At 44.3% G+C, this 17,164-nt stretch carries 14 protein-coding genes; 5 read left to right on the forward strand and 9 right to left on the reverse strand.

The genetic code is table 11. The features are described from left to right. Positions 1–12 precede the first annotated feature (12 nt). Genes ACMCM8_RS04085 through ACMCM8_RS04095 form a run of 3 tightly spaced genes read right to left on the reverse strand, consistent with a single transcriptional unit; the run spans position 13 to position 2,721 of the window. Positions 13–1,101 carry a GNAT family N-acetyltransferase gene (locus ACMCM8_RS04085; protein ID WP_412725735.1) on the reverse strand — a complete coding sequence of 363 codons (1,089 nt, stop codon included), beginning with the start codon at positions 1,099–1,101 and terminating at the stop codon, positions 13–15. 17 nt (positions 1,102–1,118) lie between these two features. Beyond that, positions 1,119–1,868, reverse strand: coding sequence for a YdcF family protein (locus ACMCM8_RS04090; protein ID WP_412725737.1), 750 nt, complete (start codon positions 1,866–1,868; stop codon positions 1,119–1,121). A 16-nt stretch (positions 1,869–1,884) separates the two neighbouring features. After that, positions 1,885–2,721 (reverse strand): PEP-CTERM/exosortase system-associated acyltransferase, encoded by an 837-nt coding sequence (locus tag ACMCM8_RS04095; protein WP_412725739.1) that lies wholly within the window; start codon positions 2,719–2,721, stop codon positions 1,885–1,887. A gap of 169 nt (positions 2,722–2,890) precedes the next feature. On the opposite strand from ACMCM8_RS04095, the gene ACMCM8_RS04100 reads away from it, so the two are divergent. Continuing rightward, positions 2,891–3,661 carry a S1 family peptidase gene (locus ACMCM8_RS04100; protein ID WP_412725741.1) on the forward strand — a complete coding sequence of 257 codons (771 nt, stop codon included), beginning with the start codon at positions 2,891–2,893 and terminating at the stop codon, positions 3,659–3,661. 4 nt (positions 3,662–3,665) lie between these two features. Here ACMCM8_RS04100 and ACMCM8_RS04105 read toward each other — a convergent pair whose 3' ends face one another. Then, positions 3,666–5,300 carry an FAD-binding oxidoreductase gene (locus ACMCM8_RS04105; protein WP_412725743.1) on the reverse strand — a complete coding sequence of 545 codons (1,635 nt, stop codon included), beginning with the start codon at positions 5,298–5,300 and terminating at the stop codon, positions 3,666–3,668. 160 nt (positions 5,301–5,460) lie between these two features. Here ACMCM8_RS04105 and ACMCM8_RS04110 point away from each other — a divergent pair, with 160 nt between their 5' ends. Beyond that, the gene (locus tag ACMCM8_RS04110) at positions 5,461–6,477 is read left to right on the forward strand and encodes an NAD-dependent epimerase (protein ID WP_412725745.1); all 1,017 of its coding nucleotides are present in this window, start codon (positions 5,461–5,463) and stop codon (positions 6,475–6,477) included. 63 nt (positions 6,478–6,540) lie between these two features. On the opposite strand, the gene ACMCM8_RS04115 is transcribed toward ACMCM8_RS04110, so the two are convergent. The 3 genes from ACMCM8_RS04115 to ACMCM8_RS04125 all read right to left on the reverse strand — a co-directional run bounded on the left by ACMCM8_RS04115 (position 6,541) and on the right by ACMCM8_RS04125 (position 11,733). Continuing rightward, positions 6,541–8,724 carry a malate synthase G gene (locus ACMCM8_RS04115; protein ID WP_412725747.1) on the reverse strand — a complete coding sequence of 728 codons (2,184 nt, stop codon included), beginning with the start codon at positions 8,722–8,724 and terminating at the stop codon, positions 6,541–6,543. A 98-nt stretch (positions 8,725–8,822) separates the two neighbouring features. Continuing rightward, on the reverse strand, positions 8,823–9,767 hold the full coding sequence (locus tag ACMCM8_RS04120) for a LysR family transcriptional regulator (protein ID WP_412725749.1): 945 nt from the start codon (positions 9,765–9,767) through the stop codon (positions 8,823–8,825). Positions 9,768–10,137: 370 nt separating this feature from the next. Continuing rightward, entirely contained in the window at positions 10,138–11,733 is a 1,596-nt protein-coding gene (locus ACMCM8_RS04125; RefSeq protein ID WP_412725751.1) for an isocitrate lyase, read from the reverse strand. 412 nt (positions 11,734–12,145) lie between these two features. Here ACMCM8_RS04125 and ACMCM8_RS04130 point away from each other — a divergent pair, with 412 nt between their 5' ends. From ACMCM8_RS04130 to glsB, 3 genes are all read left to right on the forward strand, one after another. Next, positions 12,146–13,102, forward strand: coding sequence for a chemotaxis protein CheV (locus ACMCM8_RS04130; RefSeq protein ID WP_412725753.1), 957 nt, complete (start codon positions 12,146–12,148; stop codon positions 13,100–13,102). Positions 13,103–13,294: 192 nt separating this feature from the next. Continuing rightward, positions 13,295–14,758 (forward strand): alkaline phosphatase, encoded by a 1,464-nt coding sequence (locus ACMCM8_RS04135; RefSeq protein WP_412725755.1) that lies wholly within the window; start codon positions 13,295–13,297, stop codon positions 14,756–14,758. Between the two features lie 143 nt (positions 14,759–14,901). Then, positions 14,902–15,810, forward strand: a complete 909-nt coding sequence (gene glsB / locus ACMCM8_RS04140) for a glutaminase B (protein ID WP_412727612.1) — start codon at positions 14,902–14,904, stop codon at positions 15,808–15,810. A 64-nt stretch (positions 15,811–15,874) separates the two neighbouring features. Here the strand turns inward: glsB and ACMCM8_RS04145 are convergent, their stop codons facing one another. Together ACMCM8_RS04145 and ACMCM8_RS04150 are read right to left on the reverse strand one after the other, a co-directional pair. Beyond that, complete coding sequence (locus ACMCM8_RS04145; RefSeq protein ID WP_412725757.1) at positions 15,875–16,576, reverse strand: VC0807 family protein; 702 nt, start codon at positions 16,574–16,576, stop codon at positions 15,875–15,877. Positions 16,577–16,622: 46 nt separating this feature from the next. Further along, a complete protein-coding gene (locus ACMCM8_RS04150; RefSeq protein ID WP_412725759.1) occupies positions 16,623–17,162 on the reverse strand; it encodes a rhomboid family intramembrane serine protease in 540 nt (179 codons plus the stop codon). Between the last annotated feature and the right edge of the window lie 2 nt (positions 17,163–17,164).

The raw sequence follows: 17,164 nt of genomic DNA on the forward strand, positions 1-17,164 counted from the left end.
AAACCCACTGCCTTATGATTTATTTTTAAGCCAGCGCCATAGGGTTTCAACGGCTTTAGCGATGGGGTTAGGGTTATACATGGTTAACGTACTCATCGAGTAAGCGTGGTTGCTTAAACTGCGTTTATATCGAAATTCGCCAGCCATGAAGTCATACACTTTTATCCCCCGTTCACAAAAGTAACGCATGGCGTACAAATGTAGAAGATACCCGGGTTTAGCTTTGTTGTCTTCTATCGACTGATTGATTCCAGCGCAATAGAAAAGGGCAGAATCGCCATCCAGTAGATAATAGCCGTAGCCTAATACCGTGTTTCCTGCACTGAGTTTCAGCAGACTGATGCTTTTGGGGTTGGTGGCTATAAACTGCTGGTGGTGCCGAACAAAAATTGGATTTTCAAACCCACTCCCTTCTTTAGTACCGCCCCACTTTTTGATATGAAGTGCGCTCAACGCGTCTAAATATTCAGTGCGTTCGCTAATGCTGGCAGAGTTGATTGTGATTTCCCCTAACACCTCGCTAATACTTCGTATACTCCGTCTTAGTTGTTGACGCGTGTTGGAGGAAAACCCTGAAAACAGTGTTTCTTCGTCCCATGTCTCGGGAAGTATTGTTTTGTATGCGTTTACGCTATCTTGGTCAATTTCGATATTGTTTTTTTTACACACCTCAGACCAAATTTCAGGATGAGAACACATTGATACGACCAATCTTATACAGGCCATCTGGCGAAATACTGTGGTCAATAGCGTTTCGATGCATAAACTTAACGTGGTTTCATCACAAATGAGATCATTAAACTCTACCCAGATCTGATCCTGTTGCTGCTGGCCACTTTGATTGAGATAGGCAACGCGAAAAGGCAGTACACTCAATGGCTTGCTTGTACCTAATAAGGCGTAGCCTACAGGGGTCTCGTCTCGTTTAAACAAGACTATCTTGGGCAACGATGGGAGACTGTTAAGCCAGCAGCTAAGCCATGGAGTAGAAAGAAAAATAACGGGCTGATGAGAAGCATGTACTGTTTTGATGATGTGCAGTGCCTCGTCTACACTCGCCGGCCGGATAATTTCACAGATGACAGGAGTGGTAGTATTCATATGAGTCCTTGTCAGTACTACTTAAACAGATAAAATTTTGCCAGCGCAAAGTATTCATAGAAGGCGTGCTGTGCATTTTTAAGTGCATACACAGAGGGTAATTCGAGAAAGGGCGTTAAACTGCCTTTACTGTGAAAATCCACCGGCTGATAGCTGACTTCATGACCGATAGGCGCATATAACAGCGAGAGGCGAGTCATATGCGTAGCGGATGAAACGACCTTTAAGCTGCCATTTTTTTTAAATTTAAGCACTGCACTCACTTCTTCTGCGGTAGTTGTGCCTGTGGGTAATACAATGATATCGGCAAGAGGAACGCCTAATGAGTTAAAAAATTCCACAGCTTTTTCTGCATATATAGTTTGTTCATCTTCTAAAAAATTTCCTCCAGTAACGATGATTTTAGATTTGTCGTCACTGGCTTTATACAATCTAAATGCCTCCACATTTCGCTGCAATGAACATTCTGACCAACGGCTTACTTCGGTGATGTTACCAGAAGTAATGTAGTAGCAGGCTAATACATGGATATAATCCGTAGGCTCAGACGACATGGTAATTTGTGTACCGTGTTCAAGAGGGTGGAGAAGGAGGTTACTTGTATAGGATTGGGAGAAAATAGCTAACCACACAAACGCAAATACTCTTAAGTGGCGAGACACTCTGCGATAGTCAAGTGCCGCTATTCCCCATCCAATAACGAATAAAACTAACGCAAACACCAACGGAGAGGTGAGCGCAACGACTATGTGTTTGAGTACTTCCATATTCTATTAGGTCTGTTTAGCTATCGTCGTCATCTACTGATAATTTGGTGATAATGTCGTCTCGCATAGCCGCGAAACCTGCTGACAAACCGTGTTTAAGAGACTGTAAATCGATATGGTGAGCAGCACGAGGGCCATGATAATCGATTACAGGCCCTATTTGTTTAAATTTAATGCCTACCAGTCGCATATTTTTGGCCAGTCGGGGCTCTACCATGACGTAGACGTGTTCAATATCGTGCTTGATAATTAATGCTGCTGCGGTGAGGTATAAGCCTACCGCAATAAATGGAAAGCAACGCAGTTCAGTTTGAGAAAATGTCTCTGGATTTAACCCACCTAACTGGGCACCCGCAAATTTGTCCATACTTCTTCGTCTAAATTGAGCGGGTATAGCCAATCTTGATATTTCACAAATATTGTCTCGCGAAAAGCGTGTAGGAAGCAGAGGCGAGTGTGAGATGGCGTTTAGGCAATATTTTTCTATGGGCAGTAACTGTTCTGGCGTGGTGGGCCTTACCATTCTCACAGTGCCAGCCATTGTCTTGGTGGAAACGTGTTGGATAAGACAAGGGATGGAATAGCTGTCGAATTCATCGGTTTCCTGTTTGTTACTCCTCTCTGCTTCTAGCTTCAGTTCTTCGCAATAAACGTTATGTCGAATTTGGTAACTTTGTGCTTTCATTGCCTCTGTTGTGGCGACAACAGGAAGTAGGTAGCGAGAAAAATGTGTGGCAATTTGATTGGCTTCCCGGTACTTCGCATAACCCGTAATGGCTTTACCAAGTTTGTTATTATGACCAACAAAATTCCCTAGCCGTTCTAAAATTGGCTTATTGGCTTTTCCTTCCATAGCACGTTTCCTAAATTCGCAAGTTGTAATGCCATTAGCTATCAGTGTAACAGATGTTGCCTATATTATAGTCTAAGACGACACAGACTCAGCATTATTATATTCATCAATGCGTCTCTTGCTTTCGTGTATAGTATGGCAGTGGTTGAAATTTTTATATGGTGCAAGCGTGTCTCGTATTATCTCCTTAATCGGTTTCTGTATTTTTTTAATAAAGCCTCTATGCGTTAGTGCACACAATGAGGACTTCCCTGAGGTAGTAAAAGCATTGACGCCATCGGTGGTGGCGATCGGTCTATACAGCCCGTTGAAACACACAGGTAATCAGATTCGGGGGACGGGGTTCGTCGTAGGGGACGGTCGCTGGGTGGTGACTAATTACCACGTGGTCGATCAGGTGTTAGACCCCAGTGTGGTGGAACACTTTGTGGTGGTACACGGTGAAGGTAAACGGCCCGACGCTTATAAAGCGTCGATTGAGCACATAGATACTAAACACGATTTGGCACTACTACGTATAGAAAAGGCATTAACTCCTGTTAACTTGAAATCAAGCGAGTTGGTTGCAGTGGGGACGCAAGTGGCCTTAACGGGCTATCCCATTGGAGCAGTATTAGGGCTATATGCTGCTACCCATAGAGGGTATGTAGCGGCGATTACACCTGATGTCTTGCCCAATCACAACGCGCGACAACTTACTGTAGATATGTTGTCACGTCTAGAGAATACCGATCTCATTTATCAGTTAGATGCTACCGCCTATCCAGGAAACTCGGGTAGTCCGCTTTATCTCGCCGATACTGGCGAAGTGGTAGGCGTAATCAATAAAGTGTTTATCAGTGCGGGAAAAGAATCTGCAATTAGTACACCGACGGGAATAAGCTATGCTATTCCCGTTAAACACGTCCACGCCTTATTGCTGCGCGCTAAGCAAGACTAATAGATTAAATCCGCGGTAAAACCGGGTTATATCTTGCTGGGCTTAGTACTTGATTAGGGTCTAATGCGCTAGCAACCTTGCCCGCTGTTTGCCAAAAAACGGCATCTGCATCGAGTTGTTCTTGTTGCTTCAGGTTTAGGCGATAGGGGACGAAGCCCTTTTTAATACCCGCTTCAAATAGCGCATTTAAACAGGCATGGGCATCTTCTTTAGCGTCGGGGTTAGTTAGATCGAATAAAAGGGGTACTGTACTGTCGATATTAAATGCACTGGCGTGGGTAAAAGTAATTAAGGGCTCTATATTGTATTTGGGTGCTATTGAACGCACCATTGCAACAAAATCTTGCATGGCGTGAATTGTGGCTGGAATAAGTGGTGCATACCAAAGTAATCCACAATTATCCCTTGCAGGGTTTAACACTGATGTCTGTGAAGGGGGGACATGTGGGTTTCGCCAATAAGCCAGCGGTAGAGCGATTTGATTGGGCTTACCAAGCATAATTTCTGTAGCGGCTGTCAGACTGTCTAGCTGGCGCTTAACGGGGGCTAACATGGAAAACGAGGAGTGCTCACATATCCACCTCGCCAGATGGATAATCGGAGAGTTTGCAAAAAAGCACTTATCAGCCAATGGCTTACTTATTGTACGTACTTCTCGCTTTGCCGCTTTTACAATAGATTGACTGCCATAAAGGGTGCCGACAACAGTCCACTCAGGGATGTCATGTTCGTCACTCAGGCGGGCCTTTTGTTCGTCTGTCATTACTTTATGTAAGGATTTGTCCTGCGGGTTTTCAGCAACCATGGCCATCACCCGCGTTTTATCCATTACGTTTATACCGCCAACGACTCCACCGAGTTGTTTGAAGAGTTGCTGAGTGCAATCATAGGCATTTTTAAAACTATCTTCTCCATAAAAGCGCAAATAAAAGGAGTCAAAGCCTTGCGGCTTTCGCGCCAGAGAAAGCGTTGCTTCGGTGACAATCATATTGCCAGACTGGGTAAATAGACCGTCGAGGTAAGGACCATGCTTCCATTTATACGCTTTGTCGACCCACTTTTCTTGTGACTGATCCATGCAATTGAGTGACGAAGAATAGAAGTCGCCAGTGGGTAGATAGCCCTTTAGTTGAGTGAGGGCTGAAAAATGGTCCGCTATCGGTGTAATACCATAGCCCCGTTCAAGGGCATTAGATAAGAGACTGCATGTGGGGCCGGCACCTGTTACTGGCACCATAAAGGGTAATTCATTTTCCTGTAGATAATCATAAAGCTGTTGTTGGGTCACACCTGGTTGCAAGGTACACAAGCCGCTGGCTGGATCGAAATCAATAATAGCGTTTAATCCCTTAAGGTCGAGTACCACAATGGGCTTGTCACTTTTGTTTGGTGTAGCTGAGCCATACCCCCAGTTTTGACCTGTACTGATGGGATGGATAGAAAATGCATAGTCCGGATCGGCAGCCACCTCATTGGCTAACTTCAAAATCAACCCAATCGATTCTGTGTCACGAACCTTTATTTGGCATAGAATTTTTTGCTCAAAGCCCTCAGTGCCCTGAGTGATGGGTGACTCTTTGATAATGTTAGCGCGATTGCCTAGAAGTAATTTGATTCTTTCAACAATATTCACAGACATAATGGCGTGGACTCACATTTTTTTCTAAACTTCATTTATCGTGACATTTTTATTGTATTCACGCTATAAAGACATTAGCGTTCAACATGTTAAATAATCAAGAATACCTAATTTCACGATGTATCATGGGTAAATTGAGAAAATAGAGATGTCACAAAAAATGAAGATCTTAGTCACCGGAGCTGCAGGATTTATTGGCGCAGCGGTAGCGCAATACCTCATTAACCGAGGCGACTGTGTAATAGGCATTGATAACATCAATGATTACTACGACGTGAAATTAAAACACGCTCGCCTTGAAAAAATTAAGGCAAGTGATGCGGCGGCTAACTTTACTTTTATAAAGATGGGCGTAGAGGAGCGTGACAAAATGGCGTTGCTCTTTGAAGAGCATAACTTTGACCGAGTAGTGCATCTGGCCGCGCAAGCTGGCGTGCGGTATTCAATCGAGAACCCCAATGCCTATGTTGATTCAAACTTAGTCGGCTTTGTGAATATTCTTGAAGGGTGTCGCCATCAAGGTGTCAAACACCTCGTCTATGCTTCGTCTAGCTCGGTGTATGGTGCCAACGAGACTATGCCATTTTCTGAACAACACAATGTTGATCATCAAGTAAGCCTCTATGCCGCGTCTAAAAAGGCCAACGAATTAATGGCACATACTTATAGCCACTTGTATCAGCTACCGACAACCGGTTTGAGGTTTTTCACTGTTTATGGCCCTTGGGGTAGGCCAGACATGGCGTTGTTTAAATTTACGAAGGCCATTTTAGAAGGGAAAACGATAGACGTATACAACTACGGCAATCACCGCCGCGACTTTACCTATATCGATGACATTGTAGAAGGTGTTGTTAGGGCCCTTGATAATGTGGCTAAACCTAATGAGCAGTGGGATGGTCACAATCCGGATCCGAGTAGCAGTAAAGCGCCTTACAGAGTGTACAACATTGGCGCACAGACCCCGGTGCACTTATTAAGTTTTATTGAAACCCTTGAAAAAGCCTTAGGGATAGAAGCCAAAAAAGACTTGTTACCTATGCAACCCGGTGATGTACCTGACACGTATGCTGATGTCTCTGCATTGGTTAAAGACACCGGATATCAACCCACGACCACAGTTAAAACGGGTATCGAGGCATTTGTAAACTGGTATCGCGATTTTTACCAGGTGTAGGATGAAAATAAAAAAGACCTTCTCGCTCACGCGAGAAGGCCTGATGTAATGTCACAAAGCTTTTTACCCTTGTGCCAACTTTGCTTTCATTTCCCTGCGTTTAGCATGAAGCAATGGTTCAGTATAGCCACTTGGCTGCTCTTTACCTTTGAAAATAAGTTCGCTTGCCGCTTGAAACCCGATGGAGTTTTCAAGATCAGGAGCCATAGGAATATATTCCTCGTCTCCCGCGTTTTGTTCATCGACTAACACTGCCATTTTGGCCAATGAGGCTTTCACCTCATCAACACTGACAATACCGTGTTCCAACCAATTGGCGATGTGTTGAGACGATATGCGCAGTGTTGCTCTATCTTCCATTAAACCCACATTGTTGATATCGGGTACTTTTGAGCATCCTACTCCTTGGTGGACCCAGCGTACAACGTAACCCAAAATTCCCTGAACGTTATTGTCAATTTCCCGTTTAATTGTTTCACGAGTCAGCGTGGCGGCGTCGCTAAGCAATGGGATGGTAAGAATATCATTCAGTCCGTCAAAGTGCTCATCCAGTGACTGCTGGACATCAAATACGTTTACATCATGATAATGCAGCGCGTGTAATGTAGCGGCAGTAGGGGAAGGCACCCAGGCCGTGTTGGCACCTGATTTGGGGTGACCAACCTTTGTCTCCATCATATTTTGCATTTGGTCGGGAATAGGCCACATGCCTTTACCAATTTGTGCTTTACCAGACAGTCCACAGCGCAGTCCTACTGCTACGTTGGCCGTTTCATAGGCTTTTATCCAAGGCATGGCTTTAAGCGATGCTTTATCGGCGAAGGGGCCTGCAAGCATCGACGTGTGAATTTCGTCACCCGTTCGGTCTAGAAAGCCGGTGTTAATAAATACCACTCGCGACTTGGCTTCGGCTATACACGCTTGAAGATTCACACTGGTGCGGCGCTCTTCATCCATAATGCCCATTTTTATCGTGTTAAGCGGCACATCGATAATCGATTCGATGCGGGCGAATAAGGCATTTGAAAAGGCAACTTCTTCTGGACCGTGCATTTTGGGTTTTACAATATAGATACTGCCTTCGCGACTGTTTTTAAATTTCCCGTTGCCCAACAGATCGTGTTTTGCGATAAGCGATGTAATGATGCCATCCATAATGCCTTCTGGCACAGCTTCACCGTCAAATAACATGGCGTCATTGGTCATAAGGTGACCCACGTTGCGCACGAACATCAGGCTTCTGCCTGATAGCGTTAATTCCCCTTGTACATGGGCGTGTTTTGAAGGTTTATACACTCTGTCTTGGTGCATAGAACGACGCAGTTTCTGACCGCCTTTGGTCATTTCTATGCTTAGCGTACCTTTCATTAAGCCCAACCAGTTGCTGTATACTAGCGTTTTATCTTCAGCATCAACCGCTGCCACTGAGTCTTCGCAATCCATAATGGTGGTGAGGGCCGCTTCAACCAATACATCTTTCACATTAGCAGGGTCGCTTTTTCCTATGGGGTGTGTAGGGTCGAGTTGTAGTTCAAAATGTAGGCCGTTGTGAACAAACAACAATGCACTTGGTGCATCGATGTCCCCTTGGTAGCCTTGCCATTGTTCAGTGTTAGCCAATGTGGTGATATCACCGTTAGCAAGTGCTATTGATAGTTGACCGGTTTCTATTTTGTAGTCAGTTACGTCACTGTGAGTGCCTTTGGCAAGCGGGATCATGGTGTCTAGGTAGGCTTTGGCCTTTGCCACTACTTTGGCACCGCGTACGGGGTTGTATTGCTTACCTGCTTCAGCGCCCCCTTCATTATTGATAACGTCAGTACCGTAAAATGCATCGTACAAGCTTCCCCAACGGGCGTTCACTGCATTCAATGCATAGCGCGCATTGTTAATAGGCACAACCAGTTGCGGGCCTGCCATTGTGGCAATCTCTGCATCCACACAGGTGGTATTAACCTGAACGTGAGACGGTTGTTCTACAAGATAACCTATGCGCTTTAAAAAATCGGTATAGTCAGTGCCGGTGGTGGGGTTGCCAGCTTTGTGGTAGTCGTCAATAGCGTGTTGAAGTTGTTCGCGCTTGTTTAACAACGCGCGGTTTTGTTGGATGAATTCTGCGAAGAGCTGTTCAGTGCCTTGCCAAAATGCACTTTCTTCAACACCAGTTCCCGGTAGGGCCTGCTGGTTGATAAATTTGTCGAGTTGCTCAGCAACCTGTAGTCGGCCTCTAGTGATATATCCTTGCATAACTACCTCTATACATTTGTCTGTTGGTTCAGTGTAGTGCGTATAGAGATAGTTTTTTAATTTATGGTTTGTATCTTTGTCATAGTTGATGTGAATGTTTAGCCGGCATTCATTTCACTGGCCACGTCACTGATAAGACGGCGTAACCAAATGTGCCCTGCATCGTGGTGCAACAGCGCACTCCACGCCATTTTTAAAGCGATAGGCGGGATGTCAAAAGGCGGCTCTTTTATCACAACGTCAGGGTCGTGTTTAAACAGTCGTGCGGCTTTGCTAGGAAGGGTTGCTATTAATTTTTGCTTTTTAGCAATCTGTAATGCAGCGTGATAGTGACGGGTAAATACACGAATGGCTCGTTGTTTCCCTATCTTAGTTAACTCGGCGTCAACCCATCCCAATTTTTGTACTTCATTCGGATCGATACCTACACCTACGCCAAATCCTGTTTTACTTACCCAAATATGTTGAGCCTTTAAGTACCCCTCTAAATCACATTTTTCTACAAGAGGGTGATCGGCACTCATCACACAGCTGAACGTATCATACCATATGACCTTTTGATGAAATGACAGCGGTAATTCGTCAAAGCGGTTAATCGCCATATCAACTTTACCTTGTTCCACATCGTGAAAGGTTACGTCACTGGGAGTAATAAGATCGAGTGTTATGTTGGGAGCGGCATCTGCCAGTCTACCCACCAACTCTAGAAGTAGTGTACTTTCCGCATAATCGCTGGTCATAATACGGAATGTTCTATCGCTGGTGAGGGGATCGAAGTCAGTTTCCGGTTGTATAGAGCTTTCAAGCCGACTCAACACATCGCGAATGATTGGCTGTAGTTCAAGTGCCCGTTTTGTTGGCGTCATGCCGTCACTGGTTCTGACCAGAAGTGGATCTTTAAATAAATCCCGTAGACGCTTTAGGCCGTTACTCATTGCCGGTTGAGTGATGCTAAGTTGATTCGCTGCTTTGGTCACACTACCTTCACGCAGTAAAACATCTAAATAAACTAGCAAGTTAAGGTCGACCTTGGCGATATTCATTATTCTAATGCTCTTTCTAATCGGAATTAAACCTGGCTATTATAAGTCTTTTTTTATGGCTTGTCAGATAAGCGTTTAGTCTTAAGTAACCCCAATTTAGATTAATAAGTTATTGATTGTATGGTTTTATATCTTTTAATTATGCTTTTTGAAAAAATATTGCTGATGATTAAAGGTGGGGGCGCTATAAGTAGTGTGAATAATTTTGAAAAAACGCAGGGTGATTGGGTTTACGTGGTGTAGAAGGCTTTCCTTGCTGATGAGAAGTGGAGTAGCAAATTCACTTTCTTCACGCAATGAAAAAGGGCACCCGAAGGTGCCCTACTGGAAAGGTTGGGATACTTTCCGTTTAACTCATTACCTGTTTGTGTTACACGTCAAACTGGTTCATGGTGTTATCTTCACCAGACGCTTTAAGTGCACCTTCACCAGAGAAGTACTCTTTGTGTGTATCACCTAGGTCAGAACCTGCCATTGCTTGGTGCTTAACGCATGCTAGGCCCTGGCGAATTTCTTGGCGCTGAACGCCGCGTACATAAGCAAGCATACCTTCTTCACCAAAGTAACCTTTGGCCAGATTGTCGGTAGACAACGCCGTTGTATGATATGTCGGCAACGTAATTAGGTGGTGGAAGATGCCCGCTTCACGAGCAGCATCTGCCTGGAAGCTCTTAATCTTCTCATCCGCAGCTGCGGCAAGTTCACTGTCGTCGTAGTCAGCAGACATAAGCTTCGCACGGTCGTAACCAGATACGTCTTTGCCTTCTTCTGTCCACGCATCAAATACTTGCTGACGGAAGTTAAGCGTCCAGTTAAATGAAGGTGAATTGTTGTATACAAGCTTCGCGTTAGGCACTTGTTCGCGAATGGCATTAACCATTTCAGCGATTTGACCTACGTGAGGCTTCTCAGTTTCAATCCACAACAGGTCTGCACCGTGCTTAAGTGATGTTACACAGTCTAGGACTACGCGATCAAAACCTGTGTTATCTTTAAAGCGGAACAAGCCATTGGGCAAACGCTCTGGCTTAACCAGTTGTCCACCTTGCTTAAGGACTAGGTCGCCTTCGCTTAATTCGTCAGCACTTGCAACAGGCGTGGTTTTAAGGAAAGCGTTGTATTGTGCGGCTAAGTCGCCTTCAGATGTAGATACAGGGATCTTCTGAGTCAGGCCAGCACCTAAAGAGTCAGTACGTGCAACGATTACACCTTCATCAACACCCAGTTCAAGGAATGCATAGCGTACTGCGTTAATCTTCGCTAAAAAGTCTTCGTGTGGCACGGTTACTTTACCGTCTTGGTGACCACATTGCTTAGCATCTGATACTTGGTTTTCAATTTGGATACAGCATGCACCAGCTTCAATCATTTGCTTTGCAAGTAGGTACGTTGCTTCTTCGTTACCAAAGCCTGCGTCGATGTCAGCAATAATTGGAACCACGTGAGTTTCGTAGTTGTCAATTTCCGCTTGAATAGCCGCTACATCACCGCCGTTTTTCTTCGCGTCGTCAAGTTTGTGGAAAAGGTCACCCAATTCACGTGCGTCAGCTTGGCGAAGGAAGGTATAAAGCTCTTCAATTAATGCCGAAACAGATGTCTTCTCGTGCATAGATTGGTCTGGAAGCGGGCCAAACTCAGAACGAAGTGCTGCTACCATCCAGCCAGAAAGGTAAAGGTAACTTTTGTTTGTTGTACCTTGATGCTTTTTAACAGATAGCATTTTTTGTTGACCAACGAAACCGTGCCAGCACCCTAACGACTGCGTGTACTGAGACGAGTCTGCGTCATATTCAGCCATGTCCTTGCGCATGATACTTGCCGTGTAACGGGCGATGTCTAAACCGGTTTTGAAACGGTTCTGAATTTTCATGCGGGCAGCGAATTCTGGGTTGATACCTTCCCAGGTACCGTTTTGTGCTGCTTTTAATGTGGCGAAGTTATCAATGTCTTGTTGATATTGCGACATGAGCGTCTCTCCCGACTATAATTAAAATACTTAACGTTGTTTGCGTTTACGCTGTAGGGCGTTCCCGTGAGTTCCATTTCATCCTAGTTCCCAACGGCGAATAATAGAAATATATAATTTGCATTACGGTCATTTATTGTGTGAATGTTGGTGGCTGAGTGTCGTGTCACGTTGTTGAGTCGAGATGACCGTATTAGCGACAATAAAATGTTAGTGCTAAAAGAGGATAATTTCCCAGACATTGGCTACGCTGTTATTGGGGATAGTGACTTATGTCACGTCCTGCACTTGTGATGAATCGCTTCATTACCAAAAAGAGTAATAGCCATGTTGTGTTGCACAAGGTAAATTGTCGCTATAACGCTGGGTGTATAATCTCAAGTATATTGATTTTTAAAGAAAAGTGAGTGGTATGAGTAACAGTGTACTGTCGTCTGTCGATCAACGAACTAAGCTTGTAGGCGAAAACAGGCTTGAGCTCTTAATGTTTCAATTAGGCACACGGCATGTCTTCGCAATGAATGTCTTTAAAATTAAGGAAGTGATTAACGTCCCTAAACTTAATGTTATGCCAGGCTCTCACTACAACCTCAAGGGCATAATGAACTATCGTGGAAGTTCAATTCCTATCATCGATCTTCGCCAAGCCATTAAAATGCGTGGAAATGTGGCTGAGGACTTCGCCAGAAATGTAATCATCACTGAGTACAACCGCAGCGTGCAGGGCTTTATTATTGGTGAAGTCAAAAGCATTGTGAACACATCCTGGGGGGATATTCAGCCGCCTCCGTCAGGGATTGGTAAGTCTAACTATCTAACCGCTATCACTCAGGTGAATGTTGAGGGTAAATCAGAACTCGTTGAGATCATTGATGTAGAAAAAGTACTTGCCGAAATCATTGATTATGACACATCAATTTCTGAAGAGGTGCTTGATACTGAAATCGTCAATCATTTTCAGGGTAAGAAAGTACTCATTGTTGATGACTCAAGTACGGCGCGTAAACAAATCAAGGATACTCTTGAGCAATTAGGGGTATCGATTATAGAGCGAAAAAATGGCGCTGAAGCATTGCGACTATTGAAGAAGTGGGCTGATGAGGGCAAGCGGCCGTCTGATGAAATTTTGCTTATGTTTACTGACGCCGAAATGCCTGAAATGGATGGTTATCGACTTACCTCAGAGGTAAGAGATGACCCGCGTATGAGCGATTTATTTATCGCTCTAAACACGTCACTCAGTGGTAGCTTTAACGATGCGATGGTAGAAAAAGTAGGTTGTAATCGTTTTATTTCCAAGTTTCAGCCTGACATGCTAGTGGACGTCGCACAACAAAGGATGCGAGAGTACCTCACCGCAAAAAAATAGCCACTTAAGCATTCAAGTTCCCGCTGCTCAGCGGGACTGCTTATTGTGAAAGGTTCATCTCCATGAGTTAAATTGTCAGAAACCTTTGAGGATGAAGGGGACCTGCTTTACACTAAGTATCAGATTTTATTGTTCTCATTGCCTCAACTCAAAAGCTATTAGGGGCGATACCCAATACTCAGGGAAGTTTACATGATTAAACAATTTGTTCGCGTATCGACATTGGCATGCGCGTCAGTGGCTTTTCTTGCCAGCTGTGGTTTGACTGAAGACGTACCTAAGACGTCCGCACCAAATCAAAATACATTACCCAAGAACATTATCATGGTCGTGGCAGACGGCATGGGGCCAGCCTACACCACCGCATATCGCAATTATGTTGATGATGTTTCAACCCCATATATTGAGAATGTAGTCTTTGACGATATTTTAGTAGGTAATGCATCGACATATCCTGCTCAGGTTTCCGGCTATGTCACAGATTCAGCTGCTGCTGCGACAGCGCTTGCCACAGGCGTCAAATCTTACAACGGCGCAATTGGCGTTGATGTGGACAAAAAGCCGTTACAGTCTGTGATATACTTCGCAAAAAGTAAGGGTATGCGTACAGGACTGGCGGTCACCTCACAAATTGTACATGCCACACCAGCTTCCTATATTGCGCATAATGAAAGCCGAAAAAATTATAACGAAATTGCAGAAGACTTTTTTGATGTACGCGTGAATGGCGCATTAGTCGCTGATGTAATGTTAGGCGGTGGAACTAGCTATTTCGAGCGGGAAGACCGGGATATTCTGGCGCAGTTTATCGACGCGGGCTACGAATATGCGGATTCATATAACCGTTTAGCTTCTCTCCCTGCAGGTAGCAATGTGTTGGGGTTATTCGCGCCAGTGGCGTTACCCGCTGTATTAGATGACACGCGCAAAAATCGCCTGCAGTATATGACGAAGCACGCCATTAAACATTTGGAAAATGACAATGGTTTTTTTCTGCTCGTTGAGGCAAGTCAGGTTGATTGGGCGGGTCACGCAAACGACATCGCTTCTGCAATGGCAGAGATGCACGATTTAGCATTAACAATTGAATACCTCAAAGACTATGTTGCTTCACACCCCGACACCCTGGTGGTGCTAACTGCTGATCACAGTACTGGGGGACTGACTATTGGTGCCCATGGTGATTATCGATGGAGTCCCGAGTACCTCAAAAACCTAAAAGCATCGGTAGCGACCATTGCTCAGGCTATGTCTACACAAGATAGCCCATCAGATTATGTGGCGTCACAACTAGGCTTAGCGCTTACCGACGAAGAACTGGCTACGCTTGATAGCGTGGCAGATCAAGATATTGAGATCCGCTTCAATGCGATAAAAGGGTTTTTAGACAGTAAAACGAATACCGGGTGGACGACTACTGGCCATACTGGGGTAGATGTTGAAGTGTTTGCCTTCGGTGCAGGATACACACGCTTTATGGGTCAGATAGACAACACTGATATCGCTAAACAATTCTTTGCTTTTATGGACAAAAAATCAACGTTGCAAAGCCTTTCTCCTCAGAAACAAGTCACTACTAATATAGAAATAAATAGTAGTGAAGAAAAACCAGATGATGGTTTGTGTGATTTTAAAGAAGACTGGCGCTGTAATTAACCTTGCCCACACATAATCATCTAATAAAGCGCTTAATATGGCGCTTTATTTTTATGTTTATACCGGACCTAAACACCTATAACCCGTGTTTAACCATCAATGCAATAGCCGTTAGAGGATGAGTACCATTTATGAACAGCGACATGAATACCTTACTTCAGGATATCTATGAAGAAGTGAAGCCTATGCTTGGCACGGGTAAAGTCGCAGATTACATACCCGCCCTAGCATCAGTCAATCCTCATCAGTTTGGCATTGCTGTTTGCGATACCAAAGGTGAAATAACCTCAATTGGTGATGCAAAAGTACCTTTTTCAATTCAGAGTATTTCTAAAGTGTTTAACTTGGTACTGGCAATTAACTACTACGGTGAGGAAATGTGGGAGCGTGTAGGGTGCGAACCATCGGGGTTGCCTTTTAACTCTTTAGTTCAGCTTGAATATGAAAATGGCATTCCAAGAAATCCATTTATTAACGCCGGTGCATTAGTCGTCAGTGATATGGTGCAATCGCGTTTTGCATCGCCTTATATAGCGATGCGGGATTTTGTTAGACGCTTGTCCTGTAATAAAAATATAGTGGTAAATAAGGTGGTAGCTGAATCTGAGTATGAGCACCGTGCTAAAAATGCCGCTATGGCGTATTTGATGAAGTCATATGGCAATTTTGAAAATGAAGTTGAAGATGTATTGCGAAATTACTTTCACAATTGTGCCCTTGAGATGAATTGTGAAGATTTAGCTAGAGCGACAAGCTTTCTTGCCAACAGCGGCATGTCCTCTTGTGCCAATGGCAAGATACTTTCACCTTTGCAAACTAAGCAAGTCAATGCGCTATTGGCAACCAGTGGCATGTATGACGAAGCAGGAAGTTTTGCGTTTAAAGTAGGGTTGCCGGGTAAAAGTGGTGTAGGAGGGGGGATTGTCGCTGTGGTTCCCAGACGTTTTTCAATATGCGTTTTTTCTCCAGCCCTTAATAGTGTGGGCAACTCACAATTGGGCGTTGCCGCACTGACCTCTTTGAGCGAGCGCATAAACTGGTCAATTTACTAGGGCGTGTAACGCAGTAAATATAGGGTTAAAAGAGCGCGCGGATACGCACTCTTTTTAGCAATGCCTACTGGTTAATAAAGTTGTCGAGTTCTTCACCCGTAATACTTTTTATCTGGGAAAATAAGTACCAAAGCGCTGCAATAAGCAAAATCATGCTGGGAATAACGATAACGGGGTAGCTAAGTGCAGTCATCCGCCCAAGTTCTTCTGTATAGGCCGTAGTACCTGGCTCACTGACAAGGATCATCTTAGCTAAAATATAGTTAAGCGCCGATGATAAAAAGAAAGAGCTCGCTACGATATACGAACTGACAGCAATTTTCTTTCGAAATTCCGCCTGTTTACCTTTTGCATCGAGAACGTCGTTTAAGTGAGGCCAATTGATAATTTGGTCATTGAGGATCAGCATTTTAACCAAGGGTTTATTGGAATATTGAGTGACAAGTACTGCAATACCAATAAGTCCGGGAATAGCCGCTTCTTTAATTGCAATGTATTCTGCAGGTAGTTTAAGTAAACTGAAGCCGCCGGTAAGCAAAACACTGACAATACCCAGCACAGAAAAACCATTTATTTTTCCTGACTCTTTTAAATCCCACAAGCCGTAGCCAATTGGAAAACTTAACGCGGCGACTATACTCCATGCTGGTCCTAAGTAATCCTCAGAACTGGCATAACTCATTATCACCACAGGAATAATAATGTTGAATGCGAGGTTGCCAAAGAACCCCTGGTTTTTTTGTGATGGTTGTTTTACTGCTGACATAAGTGCTTATAACGTCTTAGGTTAAGTGTAATTATACGGGATCTAATTAGCGTGCCCAGTGCCATGCGGCAAATAAACCACCAATAAAGCCAAAAAGATGATATTCAAAGGAAATAAATTTGGACGAGGGGAGTACGCCGAGTAACAAACCACCATACAACGCAGCTACCACCAAGGAAATGAGTAGATATCGAAACTTATTTCCTCGAAAACCGGCTAAGACGAGAAAACCAAAATAGCCGTACACCATCCCGCTTGCACCAATATGCGTGGCGCTTCGGGCAAATAGCCACACACCTACTCCACCAATTATCAGCGCGCTTAACGTGGCAAGTACAAAAGTGCGTTTACCCCATTGCATGGTCAGCCACATAAACAGCAAAAGGGGAAGCAAGTTCGCCATTAAATGGGTGGGATTGCCATGTAAAAAGGGCGCTGTGAAAATGTAGGGTATGTGTTCAAGCGAACGCGGCACTACGCCAAATTTATTGAGGGCATTGCCCGACAATAAATTTGCAATTTCAATAGCAATGAGCAATGCACCAAGCGTAAGTAGTACCCTTATTTGAAACGAAAGGGGCTTCATTG

The organism is Alteromonas sp. D210916BOD_24, from assembly GCF_047159385.1.
Classification (GTDB): Bacteria; Pseudomonadota; Gammaproteobacteria; order Enterobacterales; family Alteromonadaceae; genus Alteromonas.

Bases quoted from the DNA above. Each gene is read 5' to 3' on its own strand.
- ACMCM8_RS04125 (WP_412725751.1), bottom strand. From the start codon at position 11,733: ATGTCGCAATATCAACAAGACATTGATAACTTCGCCACATTAAAAGCA.
- ACMCM8_RS04090 (WP_412725737.1), bottom strand. From the start codon at position 1,868: ATGGAAGTACTCAAACACATAGTCGTTGCGCTCACCTCTCCGTTGGTG.
- glsB (WP_412727612.1), top strand. From the start codon at position 14,902: ATGAATACCTTACTTCAGGATATCTATGAAGAAGTGAAGCCTATGCTT.
- ACMCM8_RS04135 (WP_412725755.1), top strand. From the start codon at position 13,295: ATGATTAAACAATTTGTTCGCGTATCGACATTGGCATGCGCGTCAGTG.
- ACMCM8_RS04150 (WP_412725759.1), bottom strand. From the start codon at position 17,162: ATGAAGCCCCTTTCGTTTCAAATAAGGGTACTACTTACGCTTGGTGCA.
- ACMCM8_RS04110 (WP_412725745.1), top strand. From the start codon at position 5,461: ATGAAGATCTTAGTCACCGGAGCTGCAGGATTTATTGGCGCAGCGGTA.
- ACMCM8_RS04120 (WP_412725749.1), bottom strand. From the start codon at position 9,767: ATGAATATCGCCAAGGTCGACCTTAACTTGCTAGTTTATTTAGATGTT.
- ACMCM8_RS04115 (WP_412725747.1), bottom strand. From the start codon at position 8,724: ATGCAAGGATATATCACTAGAGGCCGACTACAGGTTGCTGAGCAACTC.
- ACMCM8_RS04145 (WP_412725757.1), bottom strand. From the start codon at position 16,576: ATGTCAGCAGTAAAACAACCATCACAAAAAAACCAGGGGTTCTTTGGC.
- ACMCM8_RS04095 (WP_412725739.1), bottom strand. From the start codon at position 2,721: ATGGAAGGAAAAGCCAATAAGCCAATTTTAGAACGGCTAGGGAATTTT.
- ACMCM8_RS04085 (WP_412725735.1), bottom strand. From the start codon at position 1,101: ATGAATACTACCACTCCTGTCATCTGTGAAATTATCCGGCCGGCGAGT.
- ACMCM8_RS04105 (WP_412725743.1), bottom strand. From the start codon at position 5,300: ATGTCTGTGAATATTGTTGAAAGAATCAAATTACTTCTAGGCAATCGC.
- ACMCM8_RS04130 (WP_412725753.1), top strand. From the start codon at position 12,146: ATGAGTAACAGTGTACTGTCGTCTGTCGATCAACGAACTAAGCTTGTA.